Origin of the sequence: Candidatus Borkfalkia ceftriaxoniphila, assembly GCF_004134775.1 — a bacterium.
GTDB lineage: Bacteria > Bacillota > Clostridia > Christensenellales > Borkfalkiaceae > Borkfalkia > Borkfalkia ceftriaxoniphila.
In genome coordinates this window covers 1,892,954-1,909,110 of record NZ_SDOZ01000002.1, presented here as the reverse complement: position 1 = coordinate 1,909,110, position 16,157 = coordinate 1,892,954, and the positions used below count along the sequence as shown (strand labels likewise).

Genomic DNA, 16,157 nt, shown 5'->3' with positions numbered 1-16,157 from the left:
TATATTCTAAAGATGTGAAAAAGTCAACCCCTCCGCGGTTAAAATTATGTGAAAAAAAAGCGCCGTGAAAGCGCTTTTTTCCCAAAGATTAATAATCGTATTTGGTGAATCTCAGGTATCCGCGGGCGAATACGGTCGAAATAATCAGCCAGATTGCGGCGAGCGCGATGATGACATAGGTAATGATCGCACCGATACTTCTATCTCCCATAAACACGGCCGAAACGAGATTGAAATTAAAGGCCCCGTACAATCCCCAGTTAACTGCTCCTAAAAGCACGAGGATGTAAGAAACTAAATTTGCAATAAACATTTTCCACCTCCGAATAACAGTTTGCGCAACAATCCCTATTCTATACGCCGCGAAATCTCTTGCTTTTTGCGCGCATTTCGTGTAAAATATATAATACGCGAGTGTGTTGGAACTGGCAGACAAGATAGACTTAGAATCTATTGCTTCGGCGTGCAGGTTCAAATCCTGTCACTCGCACCAAAGGCGCGGAAGGGATCCCTTCCGCGCCTTTTTCATGCGTCCATATATTGCGAGAGCGCGTTATTTTTCAATAACGCCGCGGGCGGGGCGAAATCGACGATTTTGCCCCCGTCCATGACGCAGATATAATCGTATTTTTCCAATAGGTCTGCGTGCAGTTTATGCGATACGTTGAGAACGGTCTTATCCCGCAGCGCCAAAATATTTTTTTCGACGCGGTAGGCGGTTTCCTTATCGAGCGACGAAGTCACTTCGTCTAGCAACAGAATATCCGTGTCCTTGTAAATCGCGCGGGCAAGCCCGACGCGCTGCTTTTCCCCGCCCGAAATCTGGTTGATCTCCTCGCTGATCTGTTCGTCCAAACCGTTTTTCTGCGCGAGCACGAAATCGCGGAGTTCCGCAATTTCGACGGCGTGTTCCAAAAGTTGCGCGTCGCCCGTCCCGTTGAAATCGATATTTTCACGCACCGTAAGATCGAACAGATAACTTTTCTGCTGGGCAAACGCGATGTTTTTGTAGAGTTCGCGCTCGGAAATATTTTTGTAATCGACGCCGTCTATCTCGATTTTCCCGACGTATCCGTTGAAAGTCTTGCCGATCAGTTTCAACAGCGTGGACTTTCCGCTCCCCGACTTTCCGACAATAAGATATTTTTTTCCCTTTTCGAATGCGGCGCTCACGTTTTTTAAAGTGAGATCTTCATGATCGGGATAGCTGAAACCGACGTTTTCGACTCTGATCCCTCTCTCGAAACCGAAAAGTTTTTCACCCTGCGCTTCGGGCGGCTGCGCCATCGCGAGCAAAGTTTCATCGAGTTCCCTTATCCCCGAAATGAGCGCGGCTTTGCCCGCGATCTGCATGAGCGGCGAATACATATTGCCGCTGAGTTGCACCACCGCGATGACGGCGCCGATGAGAATGACCGATTGCAGCATCATATAGCCCGCGATCGCGATACTGCCCAGTTGCAGGAGCACCACGATAAAAATTCCGACGTCCCCCGCATACAAATTCAGTTTGTCGAGCACCGTGTTCTTTTTGCAAAGCGTTTCGTTGATACGCGCGATCTCGCGCTCCGTCCGCTCTTCGCTGCCGAAATTTTTCACGACGTCGATCCCGAGAAAGGTCTGTTTGAGCGCGGCGGTATATTGCTTGACGGCGTCGGACAACCGCACGTTCGCGCGGTTGAGCGGCTTATTGAAAACGACGGGCACGATGAAGATGAGCAGCGTGAGCCCGAGCATGGTCAAAGCGACCACGTAATTGATGAAAAACGCCGCGGCAACCGCGAAAACAAATGTAAATATTTCTTCGGGAAGTGTGATCACGGAATTAAAACCGCTTACGGCAACGGTTTTGATATCGTTTGTGAGATGGGAAAGGTATTTCGCCGTGTCGTTCGAGGCGAAATCTTCGTAGCGTTCGTGCAGAAGGCTGTGCGTCAGATCATTGCGAAGCAGCATGACCGCCTTGTTGATATATGCCGTGCTCGCTTTATCTTTTAAAAGCAGGATCGCGGTGAATACCGCGACGTACCCGATCGCTATGCCCACGCAAAAGAATAACTGATCGGCCGTCGCCCCGTCGGCAGTGATCGTGTTGACCAGCCATTGCAAAATGAGCGCGAAACCTACGAACGCGGCGGCGTACAGCGCTTTGAACAGGACGAGCGCGATAAACTTGATTTTACTGTAAACGATGTACCGTTTCATTCGACCGCCTCCGCAAGCGCGACCGCCAAAGGAGCCAGAGCGCCCTTTTCCATATTAAGCATATTTTCGACGACGGTCAAAAATTCTTGCAGACGAAGAACGGAAGACGACTCTTCCTCCGTAAAAAATCTGTCGTTAAACATAAACTGCGCGGCGATGAGCAGCGTTTCCACAGTCGTTTTCGGAAACTGCACGCGGCACAGCCCCTGTTCGTTGCCCTCCTCTACGATATCCGTCAGAACGGGCACCAGACATAGTACGGACACGACAAGACTTTTGAGATGCAAAAGTTCGTTGCCCTCCTGATGGATCGCCGCGACGATGCGCTGTTTGAACAAACTGTCGGAACAACTCGCCTCGACGATGACTTTGATAAACTTTTCGACCGCGTTCAGATCGCTTTCACGCCCGATTCCGTTCAGTTTCGCCGTAAGGTCGCGGGTGTACATTTCGATCGCCTCGTCCAAAAGTTCTTCCTTTGATTTGAAATAATAGTAAAAAGTCCCCTTTGCGATATTCACGGCCGCTAAAATATCGTTGACCGACGTGTTCCGAAATCCCTTTTCCGCGAATAACCGCACGGCTTCGTTTACGATCTCTTCGCGCCGTTCGTCCGCTTCTTTGACAATCCTCATAGATGTGGCTCCCTTTCAATTGTTATAGACCGACCGTCGGTCTATAAACATTATATGTGCTTTCCAAGGAAATGTCAAACGTTTTGCAAGAAAAAAAAGGATATGCGTTTCGCAAATCCTTTTTATGTATTATTCTTTGATACCCGAGCCGTAGCGGCAGAAAAATCCGTTTTTAGAGTGGTGCTCCTCTTTTTGCCGATACATTTCCTTTTCCGCGCGCACCATCAGCGTTTCGAGCCGAACGCCCTTGTCGTCGTAACAAGAGCCGACGGAACAAGGAAGATTCTGCGTTTGAATATGTTCGCTCAACTGCCGCATTTTTCCTTCCGTCTTTTCTTTGCCCAAATCGGGCAGGAACAGTACGAATTCGTCGCCGCCCGTGCGGAAAATATCAATATTCGGAAAGACGTCGGTCAAAACTTTCGCGGTTTCGATGAGATATTTATCTCCCAGATCGTGCCCCAGCGTATCGTTGGTCTCTTTTAAATTATCGAGATCGAGATAGACGACGCCCATATTGGCAAATTTTTCTTTGCGCAGGCGCATGACCGTATCCTTGAAACAGTTCCGATTTTTAAGCCCCGTGAGCATATCCGTATAACTGGCGTAAGCGAGTTGCTCGATAAGGCGGCGCTTTTCCATTTCCTGCCAGATAAATTTCGACGCCGAGTGCATGAGCGTGCGGTTTTCGAGATTGGAAGACGGATCGTCCACCCCGAAAAACCCCGTCACTTTTCCTTCTTTGAAAAAAGGTACCGCCATCAAACTGCGGATATTCTGCGCTTCCAGAATGCGGAAATCTTCGCCTTTCGGATCCATTTCGTCATATAGCGAAGATATGAAAAACTCTCCCGTCTTTTCGAATTTATCGATCCAGTCGGAAAGCAGATCGAGCGAAAGCCCCTTCAGATTATCGATTTGCGAAGTGACGCCTTCCGAGCACCATTCGAAGGTGTTGTCAGCCACCTTTTTATCCGTATCGAATTCGAAGATATAGGAGCGCGCAGCCTGGTAAAAACGCCCCACGACTTCCAGAAATCGATTGACCGCCTGGGAAATTTCCGTCCCCTCAGACAGAGCGCTGACGCATTCCAACAGCGCCTGTTCGCTCGTCAGTTTTTTCGACAGACGCATGATCTCGTCTTTTTGCAGAAAAAAGTCGTGCACGACTTCCAGCCGATACTCCCTTCCGTCGATCTCTATGATGCTGTCCTCGATCGAGGCGCTGCGTTTAAGCGTTTCGTTGAAATGTTCCCAGCAATATTTTTCCCCTCGCACGAGTTTCGCGTTCGTGCAGTAAGGACAAGGCGAGTTTCTTCCCTGCAATATCTCATAACATTTGCGGCCGAGATAGTCCTTTTCCGACTGCAAGCCGAACATACGCAATCCGGGATCGGACAGAAACAGCATTTCGTATGTTTCCATATCGGAGATATAACAAACCATGGAGAGATGGTCGATGATAAAAGTATTGAGTTTTTCGCGTTTCATGTATGTTATTCTCCCGATTGATACTATCATTTTACACTAATTTTATGTTAAAAGCAAGGGCTTTTGCCGCTTTCTTTTTGGTAAAATAAAAGCGCGCGTACGTTTCCATACGCGCATAATCTTTACAGGCTGTCGGGAGAAAATTTTTCAACGGATTCGTTTAGACATCAAAAAAGGTACTCTGCGGCAGGTCTGGATGGCGAGAATGCCTAAAATTGAGCAGCACAGCGGCTGGATGCTGTCCAGCGCGAGGTTTAAAAGCGCCGCGCTCCACCCCACAAGAAATACGGAGTTGAACACGTAATAGCCTGCGAGCATCCATACCGACGCGGCGACCGCGCCGAGTACGCAGCGCCAAAATGTAGGCTCTTCTCCCGCGATCAAACAGAAAATGAGCGCCATGACCGCCTTGATGATCAGCGTGGCGGGCGCGTATACGGGAAAGGCGATGACGTCGGCCAGCGCGCTGCCCATTGCAGACGCGGCGATCGCATACGGTTTTTTTAAGAAAAAACAGGCAAGAAAGATAAACGTGTCGCCCAGATGGATATATCCCGTGAGCGGCAGCGGGATCTTGACGAATGCCGTCGTGACCATGACGAGCGCCATGAACAGGGCGGCGACCGCCAGCGATTTCGTTCGCATAACAAATTCTCCTTATAATACAGAAAGCCCCGCACGGGAACCGTACGGAGCTTTTTCCTTTGGATTTACACCACGCCGTGCGCCATCATCGCCTCGGCAACCTTTTCGAAGCCCGCGATATTCGCGCCGACAACGTAATTGCCCTCAAAGCCGTATTTCTTCGCCGCAGCGTCGATATTTTTGAAGATATTTACCATAATGGTGCGGAGTTTCGCATCCACTTCCTCGAAAGACCAGAAGAGCCTGCCGCTCGACTGCGCCATTTCCAGCGCGGAAGTCGCAACGCCGCCCGCGTTCGCCGCCTTTCCGGGCAGGAACACGACGCCCGCCTCCTGCAAAATATGCGTCGCCTGCAAAGTCGTGGGCATATTCGCGCCCTCGCCCACCAGCGTCACGCCGTTTTTGACGAGGATCTTTGCCGATTCTTCGTCCAGTTCGTTCTGCGTCGCGCAGGGCAGAGCCACGTTGCAGGGGATCGTCCAGATGCCCTTGCAACCCTCGTGATATTCGGAGCCTTTCACGCGGTCGGCGTATTCTTTGATGCGTCCGCGCTCCACTTCCTTGATCTGTTTCACGACGTCGAGCCGAATGCCGTTCCGATCGTAAATATAGCCGTTGGAATCGCACATCGCGACCACTTTCGCGCCCAACTCCATCGCCTTTTCGCAGGCATAGATCGCGACGTTGCCCGAACCGGAGATGACGCAAGTCTTACCTTTGAGGCTGTCGCCCCTGCTCTTCAACGCCTCTTCGGTGATATAGACGAGACCGTAGCCCGTCGCCTCTTTTCTCGCAAGGCTGCCGCCGTAGGAGAGCCCGCGGCCGGTGAGAACGCCCACGTGTTCGTCGCGGATACGTTTATACTGTCCGAACAAAAACCCGATCTCACGCGCGCCCACGCCGATGTCGCCGGCGGGAACGTCGGTATCCGCGCCGATGTGGCGATAGAGTTCGGTCATAAAACTCTGGCAGAAACGCATGATCTCGTTGTCGCTCTTGCCCTTGGGATCGAAGTTGCTGCCGCCCTTGCCGCCGCCGATGGGCAGCCCCGTCAGGCTGTTTTTGAAGATCTGTTCGAAACCGAGAAATTTGATGATGGAAAGATTGACGGAAGGATGAAAACGTAGGCCTCCCTTATAAGGACCGATCGCGCTGTTAAACTGGACGCGGTAGCCCTTGTTCACGTGCACGTTGCCCTGATCGTCCACCCAAGGCACGCGGAAAAGAATGGTGCGTTCGGGCTCGACAAGGCGTTCCAGAAGCCCCGCTTTTTCATAGGCGGGATTGGCGTCGATGGCGCATTGCAAACTGTTCAACACCTCGGTCGCCGCCTGGTGGAACTCAGGCTCGTTGGGATTCTGCTCTTTCAAACGCGTCAAAACGCTCTCTACATAAGACATGGCTAAATAAACTCCTTTGTTTAGTTCAGGATTATTTTAGCATTTTCCGCGCACGAAAGCAATCGTTGCCGCGCACAATATCTATTCGAAATTATTATATCTCTTATAACTTTGCGTTAACGACTTCAATAACGTCCGTACTTATGCGCCGCGTTGTACATGGCGACCACGTTTTCCACGGGCGTATTATCCTGGATCTGATGCGTGGGCGCGAAGTGATAGCCGCGCACTTGCATCATGATTTCCAGCGTGTCTTTGCATACCTGCTCGGTCTGCGCGGCGGTGCCGTAGGCGAGCGGACCCGCCGTGGAAATACAACCGCGGAAATTCAGCCTGCCGCCGAAAGTCTTTGCAAGATACGCGGGGCTCATGTTCACAGCCTCGGGCTGCAAGGTATCCACGCCGCGCACGCCCATTTCGATGAAATCTTCGTAAGCCCAACTGCTGCTGCCGCAGGTATGCACGATAGCGGGAAGACGGTAATGCTTTGCAAGGTCGACGAAAGTTTTGTGAATGGGTTTGATCTGCGCGCGGTATAGTTCCAGGCTGATCATGGGCGCGATCTGTGTGCCGAGATCCTCTCCCAGCCAGATGAAATCGAGATGATCTTTGCATTTTTCCACGAGCCGTTCCATCATGCCCAACTGAAACGCCGCCCTGCGGCGGATAAAGCGCATGGCTGCCTCGTCGTCCAGCATGACGTGGCACAATACGTCCTCCACGCCCATGATGCGGCCGTTGGAGTTGAGAACGTCGGGCACGCCGGCGCTGCCGACGTACAACCCCATATCTTTTCCGTACGCCTTGCACTGCGCGAGCGCCGCGTCGTAATCGAAATCGTCGGGGTCGGGAACGGGGAAATCGTCGAACATTTCGTCCGTCGCGTCTTTCAAGGGAAAATCGCAGAAATCCCAATATCCGCCCGTTTCGTGTTCCACCCAGCGCATCACGCACCCTTCGAGCGGGTCTACCCGCCTGTTCTCGGGCGCGCGGTACAGCGGCTTTCCGATATAGGGCGCGGCAATGCCGCGGTAATCGACGCCCAGTTTTTGCAGCAGCGTTTCGTAGTCGTCCTCCCGCACGCCCAGCGCGCGGCAAAGGTTGCGGTGAATGACGGGGTTAGTGTCGTAACCGATGGTCACGCGGTCGGTCTTTTCGTATTCGAACGTGCGGCGCACGCGCTCTTTCGCGCTCATGCGCTCGGGTGCTTTCAGAATTTCCATAAACGATCCTCTCTCGCTTTACTTTTATCTCTCTTTATTATATAATAAAATCGAACTGTAAACAATGCACTAAACAACCTAAAAATTATAGTTTCGCACAATTATGGAATCATTTACCGCACAATTCAGAGTGATCAATCATTTCCCCTGCGAAAAGGGATTTTCCACGCCGCCGCGCGTGTTCGATTACCCCTATCTTTTGTACGTGCACGGCGGCAGGGGCGCGTATAAAGTGAACGGCCGCCGCTACGAATGCGAACGGGGCGATCTTTTTTATTGCCCGCCGTTCGAGGAAAACGTCATTTTTGCGGACGAATACGAGCCGTTTATTCTCTCGGGGCTGGAATTTACCGTTTCCGACGTGCACTTTCTGAACGAGAATATGCCGCGGCGGGCGAACCTGAACGACGATCCGTTCGCGGCGAGTTGCATTTTAAAAATGATCGACGAATACCTGTACGACAAGACGGGCGCGGGCGAGATCTGTTCGCACCTTTTAAGCGCGCTTTTGCTGGAACTGTTCCGCGCGCAGACGCGAAGCGCGGCGCCCCCAAAACGCCCCGCCCGCGAAATCATGCGGTATCTTTCGCAGAACGCGGCGAAAAAGGTGACGTACGCGGAACTTTCCGAAAACTTCCACTATCACAAAAACACCATCAATCGGCTTGTGAAAGAGGCGGCGGGCGTGACGCCGAAAGAATACGCGATCCGGCAAAAGATCAAAGAGGCGCAGAAATTTCTGTGCTTTACCGATATGAGCGCGGAAGAGATCTCGCAGGCGCTCGGGTATTCCTCCCCCTGTTTTTTCAGCCAGCAATTCAAGCAGAAAACGGGTTTCACGCCCGCGCAGTTCCGAAACCGCAACAAAACGCCGTGAAAAAATTTCACGGCGTTTTGCAGTAGAATAATATATCGGAGAATGTGTAATCATTTTCTGCGCGGACGGGCATAAAACGCGCGTTCGCTCACGTTCAGCCCCGCAAGAAGGCTGAGGCTTTCGATCATTTCGTCCAACTCGTCGCCCGAGCCCGCAAACGATCCGAATACCATCGCGCGGCGGGCGGGCACAGCACTTTCCGCACCGAGCACGCGCCGAACGCGCGAAAGGTACGCTTGCGCAAAATCGTCGTCAAGACGCGCGATTTCCGCGTGTCTTTCGCCCCGCGTGACTCTGTGTTCCCCAAACGACAGAGCGGGCACATAGCACGCGCTTTTCTCTCTTTTCATCCGTTTTACGAGCGAAGATAAAATTTTCATAACTTGTCCTCCTGTTTACGCGCCTATTATAACAAATAATACTTGACAGATATTGTCATATATTCTAAAATAATTCTAAAAAGTTTTCAATAAAAGGCGGAAATCTCATGAAATTCGAAGTGATGCTGGGCATTTTGTTCCGATTGCTGCGCAGAACGAAAGCGAGCGCGGCGGAATTGGCGGATCTTTACGGCGTTTCGCAGCGCAGTATTTATCGTTATGTGGAAGAACTTATCGTATCGGGTGTCCCGATAAATATTATACGGGGGCGCAACGGCGGAATATTCCTTCCCGATACATATAAATTGCCTGAAAATTTTTTATCCAAGGAGGAATACGCCGCGGCGGTTGGCGCGATGGAAGTTTTTTACGCGCAGACGCGGGACGAGAGCCTGCATGCCGCGCTGGAAAAAATGAGCGCGCAGCAGAAAGACCACAGCCGAAACCTGTCCCTTTCGGGAAATATTTTAGTGGACAGCGGCACCTGGGGCGACGCCTACAATTTTTCGGAAAAACTGAAAGTACTGGAAGAGGCGGTGGAAAAAAATCTCTGCCTGGACGTTTCCTACATCAACCGCGGCGGCGAGGAGAGCAGGCGCGTCATCGAGCCGCACATTCTCGTGTATAAACAGAACGTGTGGTACGTGTACGCCTGGTGCCGTCTCAGGGAAGAATTCCGCTTATTCAAGATCGGGCGCGTTAAGGCGGCGCGGCGGACGGGCGAGATCTTCGAAAAGCGCCCCTTCGAGCGGGAAAAGATCCCCTTGAAATTCAATTTCGAATCGTACGAACTCATTCCCGTGCGCCTGCGCATCGAAAACGCCGCCCTGCCCGACGTAGAAGAATGGCTGGGCACAGACAATATCCGCCGCGAGGGCGGCGCCCTCGTCGCGGACGTGACTCTGCCCGACAGCCCCGCGCTGATCTCCAAACTCGCCTCCTTCGGCAGCGGTATCCGCATCGAGTCCCCTTCTTCGCTCATCGAAAAAGTGCGATCATACGCGCGGGAACTTGTTTCTTTATATGAAGGCAACTAAAAAAAAGAACGGCTGCATAACAGCCGTTCTTTTTAATCTTCCAATATTTGCAACGCGTTGCCGTAAAAAATTTTTTCTTCCCATAAAGGGGGCAACCGCATGGCTTTGAGATAAGCGAGCGTACGCGCGGGGGTATCCCACGGGCAGTCGGTTCCGAACAGAACGCGCTCCGCGCCGAACGCTTCTATCACTTCGCGCCCCGCCGATAGCGGAACGTACTGCGAGGAAAACGCGGTGTCCGTAAATACGTTGGCAAGGGGCGCCAGAAATTCGACGCTCTCCTTCGCCGAGCGCATTCCGCCCAGATGCGCGAAAATAAAATTTGCCGAGGGAAACGCTTTTGCGGCGCGCGCCATGCGCGCGGGCGAACACTTTTCGGGCGGCGAAAACGCCAGATCGGCGCCGCCGTGGAAGAGCATGGCAAGCCCCAGCCGCCCGCATTCCGCGTAAACGGGAAAAGCCTTTTCGTCGTCCGCAAAAAAATTCTGATATTCGTTATGGAATTTTACGCCCTTGACGCCAGCCTCTTTCAATGCGAGAAGTTCCTCTTTCCAGCGGGCGGAATCGGGATGCACCGAGCCGAACGAGGGATGGCGGGCGCTGTTCGTCTGCCGCGCGAACGCGTTCACGTTGCCCTCGTTTTTCGGCGACGTGGCGATGTGCAAAAGAACGAACCGATCCACGCCCTCCCTGTCCATCAGCGCCGTAAGAGAGCCGAGCGTGCCGTCGGTATAGTGCGGGATATGCGCCTTTGCGCCCAGCGTTTCCACCGTGCGCGACGCCAGTTTTTCGGGATAGATATGCGTATGAAAGTCAATCAGCATAGATCGTTTTTATGTTTCTCCCTGTATTTTTTATTGCGTTTGATATAGATCGCCGCGGCGGTCGCGGCAAGCGCGGCGACGACGGCGACGACAGCCGCCAGCGTCCAGCCGAATACGTCGTCGGCAGACAGATTTTCGACGCCGAGCGTGAGCAGAACGGTATCCCCCATGGCCTCCACCGTGAATCCGTCCTTTTGCATTTCCCGCGCCATAGCGAAAAATTCCACGACGCGGTCGGAATTTTCATCGATACGCAGGCGATATTTAAAGAGGGATACGACAATGCCCTCCTCCGTTTTGCGATGCGAATAACCGTATAAGTCCGCCTCTTCGACGTCGCCGCGGAATAAGACCTTAACCGCGTACTTTCCGACTTCTTCTTCGGTTGCGGGCATCTCTTCCGAAACGATCTCCCACGGGTATGCTTTGAACAGCGGCGCGTCCTCGGCAAAGGCGACGAATTCCTCTTCCGAACCGAATATCTCCGTACGGACGACGGCCGCTTCCCTTCGCATATCCATCTGTTGCAGCACGACGGCGCCGACGGCCGCCGCGAGCACGACGATACCGCAAAGGAGCGTAAAACTTTTGGCGCGGAAGCGGGCATAGCCGTGCTCGGACGCATCAAAGCACTTATTTTTGCCCGCTGCCGCAAGGCAGACGGGATAACCGATCAGCAAGAACAGCACGGCGCCGACGAGCCCGAACCCGAGCGCATAGGGAAATTCGAATCCGAAATGCGGCGGGATAAAAGCATTGGGCAGGATAAATCCGAAAGCCGCCGCGTCTATCAGAAGGACGCGCGCCGCCGTACGGAACAGGTATTTCCGAAAATCTTTTAGTTTATCGCCCTCTATTTCGTCCGACGACACGTTAAAAAGCAGGCGCTTATACACGACGACGATACATACGGCGGAGGCGATGAGCACGACGGTACCGAGAAGAAAGCCCAACAGGCTCTGATACGCCACGGCGGCGAGAACGAGCGTTAAAATCATTGCAAAGACGGCAAGCCCGCCGCAGATCCACGACGCCGCGTTCGCCGTGCCGCGGCACCGTTCCAGCCGCAGGGCGAGAGATTTTTCCAGACGTTCCCACGAAATCTTTTCGGGCTCGCCCGCGTGTATGCGTTCCCCGCGCAAGAGTTCGTCGCAAGTCACGCCGTATAATTCGGCGATGGCGGGCAGCATGGAGATATCGGGGCACGAGCCGCCGCATTCCCAACTGCTCACCGTCTTGTTTGAAACGCCCAGAATATCCGCGACCTCCTGTTGGGTATACCCCTTGGATTTTCGCAGAACGGACAAAAATTCTCCCATCGGCAATTTTGACATAAAATTCTCCTTTTCCGTGTTTTCTTAAAAGTCTAACGCCTACGGAGAGAAAAAACAACACGAGAGAGTCGGAATTTATCTCATATCCTTGGAATCGGCAAGTTCCGACTTCAATTTACGCACGATCGGCGCGTCGGCGGGCGCCCAGTTATTTTCATCCAACTCGTCCCCGCGTAAAAAGTCCGCACGTTCGTGTTCCAAAACCTGAAAGTCCGAAAGGAAGCGGCAAAGATAGGTTTGCAGCGTCACGATAAAATCGGGATATTCGTGCGTCACCGTCATGTAATGGGAAATCACTTCTATTTTTGCGCCCATCTCCTCGCAAAGTTCGCGCGTAAGCGCCTGTTCGGGCGTTTCGCCCGCCTCGATCTTGCCGCCGACGAACTCGTATTTGTGCGCGACGTACGCGTATTTGCTTTCGCCGCGCATGGAAGCGAGCACTTTCCCTTTTCGGATAAAGATCCCGCCGACGACCTCTATATGCTTTTTCATGATTCCTTCCCGCCCTTACAGAATTTTTCGAGATAACGCACGTCCAGTTTCCATGCGGGCACGAGGTTGCGGCGGCGATGGTCTTCGTTGGCCTTGCCGAGCGCCGCGCGGTACTGCGCATATGTACAACCGTTCACCTTTTGAAACCATGCCTCCGCCTCGCGCTCTCTTCCCATCAACTGCGTGCGCCCGATATGGATCACCTCGTGGCACCGGCGGCAAACCGCCACCACGTCGGCAAGTTTCTGCGTCTGCGTGCTTTCGTCGTATTCCCAACGCTCGTGCGCTTCCAAGCGCTTGGCGGGACAGCCGCAGATCATGCATCTCCCTTCCGCACGCGCGTACGCGTCTTTCCGCACCACGTCCCATTGGGCGGGCGTAAGAATGGAGCGCAGATTGCTGTACCAACAACTGTCGGGCACCAGTTCGAAATTCAATTTGTATTCCATATCTTTTATTATAAACCTTTCCGAAAAATTTTACAACAAAAAAGCCTTTCCTCATGCGGGAAAGGCTTTTTTCTTATGCCACCAGATTGAGTTTGTGCGTGACGATATATTTCGTGGAAAGGAAACAAACGGCCGCTATCGCCGCGAAAAATAAGATCGACAGCAAGGTACTTACATATTGATTGAGTTGATACAGCCACGTGTACAGATCCGACAAAAACGGTTGCAGAAAGAGAACGATAAAAAATATAACCACATAAAATAAAACGGTCACCATGCTCTTGCGCGATTTGGAAAGTTGCCCCACGCAGATCCCCGTAAAAATAAACAGGATACCGCTTACGGATGCGACGAGCGCCAGGACAAGTTGTTCAGCAAAGAGCAGCGGATCTTTCGCGACATCATGGAAAAATTCGTTGAAGAACGTCGACCATTGACTGAGCGAGTTCTCAATATCGAAAGATCGGAGCGAGAGCGAAAACAATAAAGAGAAAACAAAGAAGAGCAGCAGCGTATATATCCATAAAATCATAGCGGAAACGAGTTTCGCGACGATTAATTGTACGGGCGTGGCGGGAATGGAAAAAGTCATATAACCCTCGCCCGAAAACATCGTTTTTCGGAACCGTTTGGCAATGGGGCCTAAAAGCATGGCGATCACGCCGTAGATCAAAACGACGAGCATGATGAGCGACAGCATCCAATAAAAGAGCGAATTTTGCGCAAACGACATGATCCAGGAAAGAACGGTCAACCCCAGTACCACGATGGTCACGGGCCAGACCGAGCGGAAATAGGCATACAATTCGTGTTTGATCAATTTTTTTACCATCGGAACACCTCCCTGAATATTTCGTCCAGACTTTTCCCTTTTTCGCTGCGCACGATCTCCGCGTCCTCATCGAGCACGACGCGCCCGCGGTTCAAAAAGATCGCGTGCGTCAAAATGGGTTCCACGTCCGCGATCAGGTGCGTGCACAAAAAGATGGTCGCATGCGCGGGCTTATTGGCAAGCACGGTTTCGAGAATGAAATCGCGCGCGGCGGGATCGACGCCCGCGATCGGCTCGTCGAGAATGAAAAGTTCCGCTTCCCGCGCCATGGTGAGGATCAGCCCCAACTTTTCCTTATTGCCCTTGGAAAGCGTGCGGATAGGCTGTTTCAGCCCGATTCCCAGCCTATCCAGCATGGCTTCCGCCTTTTCCCGCCTAAAGTCGGCGAAAAAGTCCATGGAATAGGCGAGCGCCTGCTCCACGCGCATCCAGTTCGACAAAAAATTCGTGTCGGGAAGATAGGCAGTGACAGATTTGGTCGCGGGACAGGGTTTTAAGCCGCCGATGCGCACTTCGCCCGACGTAGGCTGCAGCATCCCCATCGCAAGTTTGATGAGCGTGGATTTGCCGCTGCCGTTGGGGCCTAAAAGCCCCACGATCCCCCCTCTTCCGATATTCAAATCCACGTTATCCAGCGCGAGCGTAGATGCGTACGCCTTGCATAATGCGGAACATTCGAGAATGTTTCCGTCGGTACGGATCTGTAATTGTTCTTTTTTCAAATCTCTCCTCCCAATAAAATGCTTGGATACAGTATAACACACCCCGCCGCCGATTGCAACGTATCCGTGAAAAAACCCCGCGGAAATTTTCCGCGGGGAAATGATTAAAATGCAGACATCAGACCCGAAACGAGAATGGCGATGAGGCAGACGGGCGCGACGAATCGTATCATGATCTTAAAATACTTTTCGCGCGCGGACTTTTCTTTCAGTCCGATCTCTTCGGTAATGAGGCGCACGTTGGTAAAATATCCGACGATGACGCACGTTCCGATGGCGACGAGCGGCATCAAAACGCTGTTGCTGATAAAGTCGAACATATCTAAGATCGTCTTACCGTTCAGTTGTATGCCGTTCAAGACGCCGAACCCGAGCGAAGACAAAGTGCCCAGCACCACGATCACGCCGAAAACGATAAAACAGGAAACCAATCGTTTGAGTTTGAAATGTCGGCACAATACCGCGACGATCGCCTCGAAGAGCGATATGGCGGACGTGAGCGCGGCAAACAGCACCAAAAGGAAAAAGAGCATTCCTATGAGATTTCCGAACGAGGAAAAAGCGCCGAATACGTTGGGCAAAACCACAAACATGAGCGAGGGGCCCGAACTTGCCAGATCTCCGTCGGGATTGGCGGAAAAGGCGAAGATGGCGGGAATGATGATGAGACTTGCCACGATCGCGAACGACGTATCGCACACGCTGATCTGCCGTCCGCTCTTTTGGATATTCGCGTCCTTTTTCATGTACGAGCCGTACGTGATCATGATACACATGGCAAGCGACATGGAATAGAACAGTTGTCCGAGCGCGTCCAGCAGCATCTCCCCCGAAAATTTGCCGAAATCGGGCACGAAAATGTAACTTAACCCTTTCCAGGCGTTGGGCTGACAGAGGACAAACACCGCCAGAACGACGGCGAGGATTGCGAGAATGGGCATGAGGATCTTACTGACCTTTTCGATGCCTTTCTGCACGCCTAACACGACTACGACGAAAGCCATCGCCGCGAAGATGAGAAAATAAATAAGCGGTTCCCAACTGCCCGAAATAAACGTGGCGAAAAAGTCGCCCGTCAATGCGCCCGTCGCACCCATTCCGTTCATATAGGAAACGAGGTATTTGAGAACCCAGCCGCCGATCACGCAATAGTACGGCACGATGATGACGGGCACCACCAGGGAGAAAAAGCCGAACCATTTGGTCTTTTTGTTGAGTTCGCCGAACGCGCCCACGACGTCTTTCCCCGTCTTGCGTCCGATCGCGATCTCCAGAATCAGCAGCGCGAATCCGAACGTGACGGCAAACGCAATGTAGAAAAGGATAAAGATCCCGCCGTGCCTTGCGGCAAGGTAGGGAAAGCGCCACAAATTTCCAAGTCCCACGGCGGAACCCGCCGCCGCGAGCACAAAGCCGAGTTTGCTCGAAAAACCGTGATGTTTCTTTTCGTGCGCAGCGCCCTTTTCTTCCTGCACTGCGGCTTGTTCCTGGTTTTCGTTCTCGCTCATACGAACCTCTCTGTTTTTTAATTTTCTCGTTATGCGTGGAATTTATACGCCGCGGACATAGACCGACACGCGGCGCTTGGCGTTCATTATACTAAAATTTGCC

General features: G+C 52.4%; 17 protein-coding genes and 1 tRNA gene. 3 read left to right on the top strand and 15 right to left on the bottom strand.

Going from position 1 to position 16,157, the window contains the following annotated elements; genetic code table 11:
* Nucleotides 1-88 precede the first annotated feature (88 nt).
* Complete coding sequence (locus ESZ91_RS08545) at nt 89-313, bottom strand: DUF378 domain-containing protein (RefSeq protein WP_129226180.1); 225 nt, start codon at nt 311-313, stop codon at nt 89-91.
* Between the two features lie 97 nt (nt 314-410).
* Here ESZ91_RS08545 and ESZ91_RS08540 point away from each other — a divergent pair.
* Nucleotides 411-493: transfer RNA gene (locus tag ESZ91_RS08540), tRNA-Leu, on the top strand.
* Between the two features lie 32 nt (nt 494-525).
* On the opposite strand, the gene ESZ91_RS08535 is transcribed toward ESZ91_RS08540, so the two are convergent.
* The 6 genes from ESZ91_RS08535 to ESZ91_RS08510 form a co-directional block, all read right to left on the bottom strand.
* Entirely contained in the window at nt 526-2,205 is a 1,680-nt protein-coding gene (locus ESZ91_RS08535; RefSeq protein ID WP_129226178.1) for an ABC transporter ATP-binding protein, read from the bottom strand.
* The gene (locus ESZ91_RS08530; protein WP_129226176.1) at nt 2,202-2,840 is read right to left on the bottom strand and encodes a TetR/AcrR family transcriptional regulator; all 639 of its coding nucleotides are present in this window, start codon (nt 2,838-2,840) and stop codon (nt 2,202-2,204) included. The genes ESZ91_RS08535 and ESZ91_RS08530 overlap by 4 nt, the downstream gene beginning before the upstream one ends.
* Before the next feature lie 129 nt (nt 2,841-2,969).
* Nucleotides 2,970-4,331: a sensor domain-containing diguanylate cyclase gene (locus ESZ91_RS08525; protein ID WP_161971105.1), complete on the bottom strand. Its 1,362-nt coding sequence runs from the start codon at nt 4,329-4,331 to the stop codon at nt 2,970-2,972.
* Between the two features lie 147 nt (nt 4,332-4,478).
* On the bottom strand, nt 4,479-4,976 hold the full coding sequence (locus tag ESZ91_RS08520) for an ECF transporter S component (protein WP_129226172.1): 498 nt from the start codon (nt 4,974-4,976) through the stop codon (nt 4,479-4,481).
* Nucleotides 4,977-5,041: 65 nt separating this feature from the next.
* Nucleotides 5,042-6,376 carry an NADP-specific glutamate dehydrogenase gene (gene gdhA / locus ESZ91_RS08515; RefSeq protein WP_129226170.1) on the bottom strand — a complete coding sequence of 445 codons (1,335 nt, stop codon included), beginning with the start codon at nt 6,374-6,376 and terminating at the stop codon, nt 5,042-5,044.
* A 125-nt stretch (nt 6,377-6,501) separates the two neighbouring features.
* Nucleotides 6,502-7,599: a uroporphyrinogen decarboxylase family protein gene (locus tag ESZ91_RS08510; RefSeq protein WP_201270871.1), complete on the bottom strand. Its 1,098-nt coding sequence runs from the start codon at nt 7,597-7,599 to the stop codon at nt 6,502-6,504.
* A 103-nt stretch (nt 7,600-7,702) separates the two neighbouring features.
* Between ESZ91_RS08510 and ESZ91_RS08505 the strand changes: the two genes are divergently transcribed.
* Complete coding sequence (locus ESZ91_RS08505) at nt 7,703-8,476, top strand: AraC family transcriptional regulator (protein WP_129226168.1); 774 nt, start codon at nt 7,703-7,705, stop codon at nt 8,474-8,476.
* A gap of 50 nt (nt 8,477-8,526) precedes the next feature.
* On the opposite strand, the gene ESZ91_RS08500 is transcribed toward ESZ91_RS08505, so the two are convergent.
* A complete protein-coding gene (locus ESZ91_RS08500; protein ID WP_129226166.1) occupies nt 8,527-8,856 on the bottom strand; it encodes a hypothetical protein in 330 nt (109 codons plus the stop codon).
* 107 nt (nt 8,857-8,963) lie between these two features.
* Between ESZ91_RS08500 and ESZ91_RS08495 the strand changes: the two genes are divergently transcribed.
* A complete protein-coding gene (locus ESZ91_RS08495) occupies nt 8,964-9,893 on the top strand; it encodes a helix-turn-helix transcriptional regulator (RefSeq protein WP_129226164.1) in 930 nt (309 codons plus the stop codon).
* A 32-nt stretch (nt 9,894-9,925) separates the two neighbouring features.
* Here ESZ91_RS08495 and ESZ91_RS08490 read toward each other — a convergent pair whose 3' ends face one another.
* The 7 genes from ESZ91_RS08490 to ESZ91_RS08460 form a co-directional block, all read right to left on the bottom strand.
* Complete coding sequence (locus ESZ91_RS08490) at nt 9,926-10,717, bottom strand: amidohydrolase family protein (protein WP_129226161.1); 792 nt, start codon at nt 10,715-10,717, stop codon at nt 9,926-9,928.
* A complete protein-coding gene (locus tag ESZ91_RS08485) occupies nt 10,711-12,051 on the bottom strand; it encodes a helix-turn-helix domain-containing protein (RefSeq protein WP_129226159.1) in 1,341 nt (446 codons plus the stop codon). The genes ESZ91_RS08490 and ESZ91_RS08485 overlap by 7 nt, the downstream gene beginning before the upstream one ends.
* Nucleotides 12,052-12,126: 75 nt before the next feature.
* On the bottom strand, nt 12,127-12,543 hold the full coding sequence (locus ESZ91_RS08480) for a (deoxy)nucleoside triphosphate pyrophosphohydrolase (protein ID WP_129226157.1): 417 nt from the start codon (nt 12,541-12,543) through the stop codon (nt 12,127-12,129).
* A complete protein-coding gene (locus tag ESZ91_RS08475; protein WP_129226155.1) occupies nt 12,540-12,992 on the bottom strand; it encodes an HNH endonuclease in 453 nt (150 codons plus the stop codon). Before ESZ91_RS08475 ends, ESZ91_RS08480 begins: the two co-directional genes overlap by 4 nt.
* Nucleotides 12,993-13,065: 73 nt before the next feature.
* A complete protein-coding gene (locus tag ESZ91_RS08470; RefSeq protein ID WP_129226153.1) occupies nt 13,066-13,824 on the bottom strand; it encodes a hypothetical protein in 759 nt (252 codons plus the stop codon).
* A complete protein-coding gene (locus ESZ91_RS08465; RefSeq protein WP_236082717.1) occupies nt 13,818-14,546 on the bottom strand; it encodes an ABC transporter ATP-binding protein in 729 nt (242 codons plus the stop codon). Before ESZ91_RS08465 ends, ESZ91_RS08470 begins: the two co-directional genes overlap by 7 nt.
* Nucleotides 14,547-14,650: 104 nt before the next feature.
* Nucleotides 14,651-16,054: a sodium-dependent transporter gene (locus tag ESZ91_RS08460; protein WP_129226152.1), complete on the bottom strand. Its 1,404-nt coding sequence runs from the start codon at nt 16,052-16,054 to the stop codon at nt 14,651-14,653.
* Nucleotides 16,055-16,157: the final 103 nt, after the last annotated feature.

Bases quoted from the DNA above. Each gene is read 5' to 3' on its own strand.
- ESZ91_RS08545 (WP_129226180.1), bottom strand. From the start codon at position 313: ATGTTTATTGCAAATTTAGTTTCTTACATCCTCGTGCTTTTAGGAGCA.
- ESZ91_RS08535 (WP_129226178.1), bottom strand. From the start codon at position 2,205: ATGAAACGGTACATCGTTTACAGTAAAATCAAGTTTATCGCGCTCGTC.
- ESZ91_RS08530 (WP_129226176.1), bottom strand. From the start codon at position 2,840: ATGAGGATTGTCAAAGAAGCGGACGAACGGCGCGAAGAGATCGTAAAC.
- ESZ91_RS08525 (WP_161971105.1), bottom strand. From the start codon at position 4,331: ATGAAACGCGAAAAACTCAATACTTTTATCATCGACCATCTCTCCATG.
- ESZ91_RS08520 (WP_129226172.1), bottom strand. From the start codon at position 4,976: ATGCGAACGAAATCGCTGGCGGTCGCCGCCCTGTTCATGGCGCTCGTC.
- gdhA (WP_129226170.1), bottom strand. From the start codon at position 6,376: ATGTCTTATGTAGAGAGCGTTTTGACGCGTTTGAAAGAGCAGAATCCC.
- ESZ91_RS08510 (WP_201270871.1), bottom strand. From the start codon at position 7,599: ATGGAAATTCTGAAAGCACCCGAGCGCATGAGCGCGAAAGAGCGCGTG.
- ESZ91_RS08505 (WP_129226168.1), top strand. From the start codon at position 7,703: ATGGAATCATTTACCGCACAATTCAGAGTGATCAATCATTTCCCCTGC.
- ESZ91_RS08500 (WP_129226166.1), bottom strand. From the start codon at position 8,856: ATGAAAATTTTATCTTCGCTCGTAAAACGGATGAAAAGAGAGAAAAGC.
- ESZ91_RS08495 (WP_129226164.1), top strand. From the start codon at position 8,964: ATGAAATTCGAAGTGATGCTGGGCATTTTGTTCCGATTGCTGCGCAGA.
- ESZ91_RS08490 (WP_129226161.1), bottom strand. From the start codon at position 10,717: ATGCTGATTGACTTTCATACGCATATCTATCCCGAAAAACTGGCGTCG.
- ESZ91_RS08485 (WP_129226159.1), bottom strand. From the start codon at position 12,051: ATGTCAAAATTGCCGATGGGAGAATTTTTGTCCGTTCTGCGAAAATCC.
- ESZ91_RS08480 (WP_129226157.1), bottom strand. From the start codon at position 12,543: ATGAAAAAGCATATAGAGGTCGTCGGCGGGATCTTTATCCGAAAAGGG.
- ESZ91_RS08475 (WP_129226155.1), bottom strand. From the start codon at position 12,992: ATGGAATACAAATTGAATTTCGAACTGGTGCCCGACAGTTGTTGGTAC.
- ESZ91_RS08470 (WP_129226153.1), bottom strand. From the start codon at position 13,824: ATGGTAAAAAAATTGATCAAACACGAATTGTATGCCTATTTCCGCTCG.
- ESZ91_RS08460 (WP_129226152.1), bottom strand. From the start codon at position 16,054: ATGAGCGAGAACGAAAACCAGGAACAAGCCGCAGTGCAGGAAGAAAAG.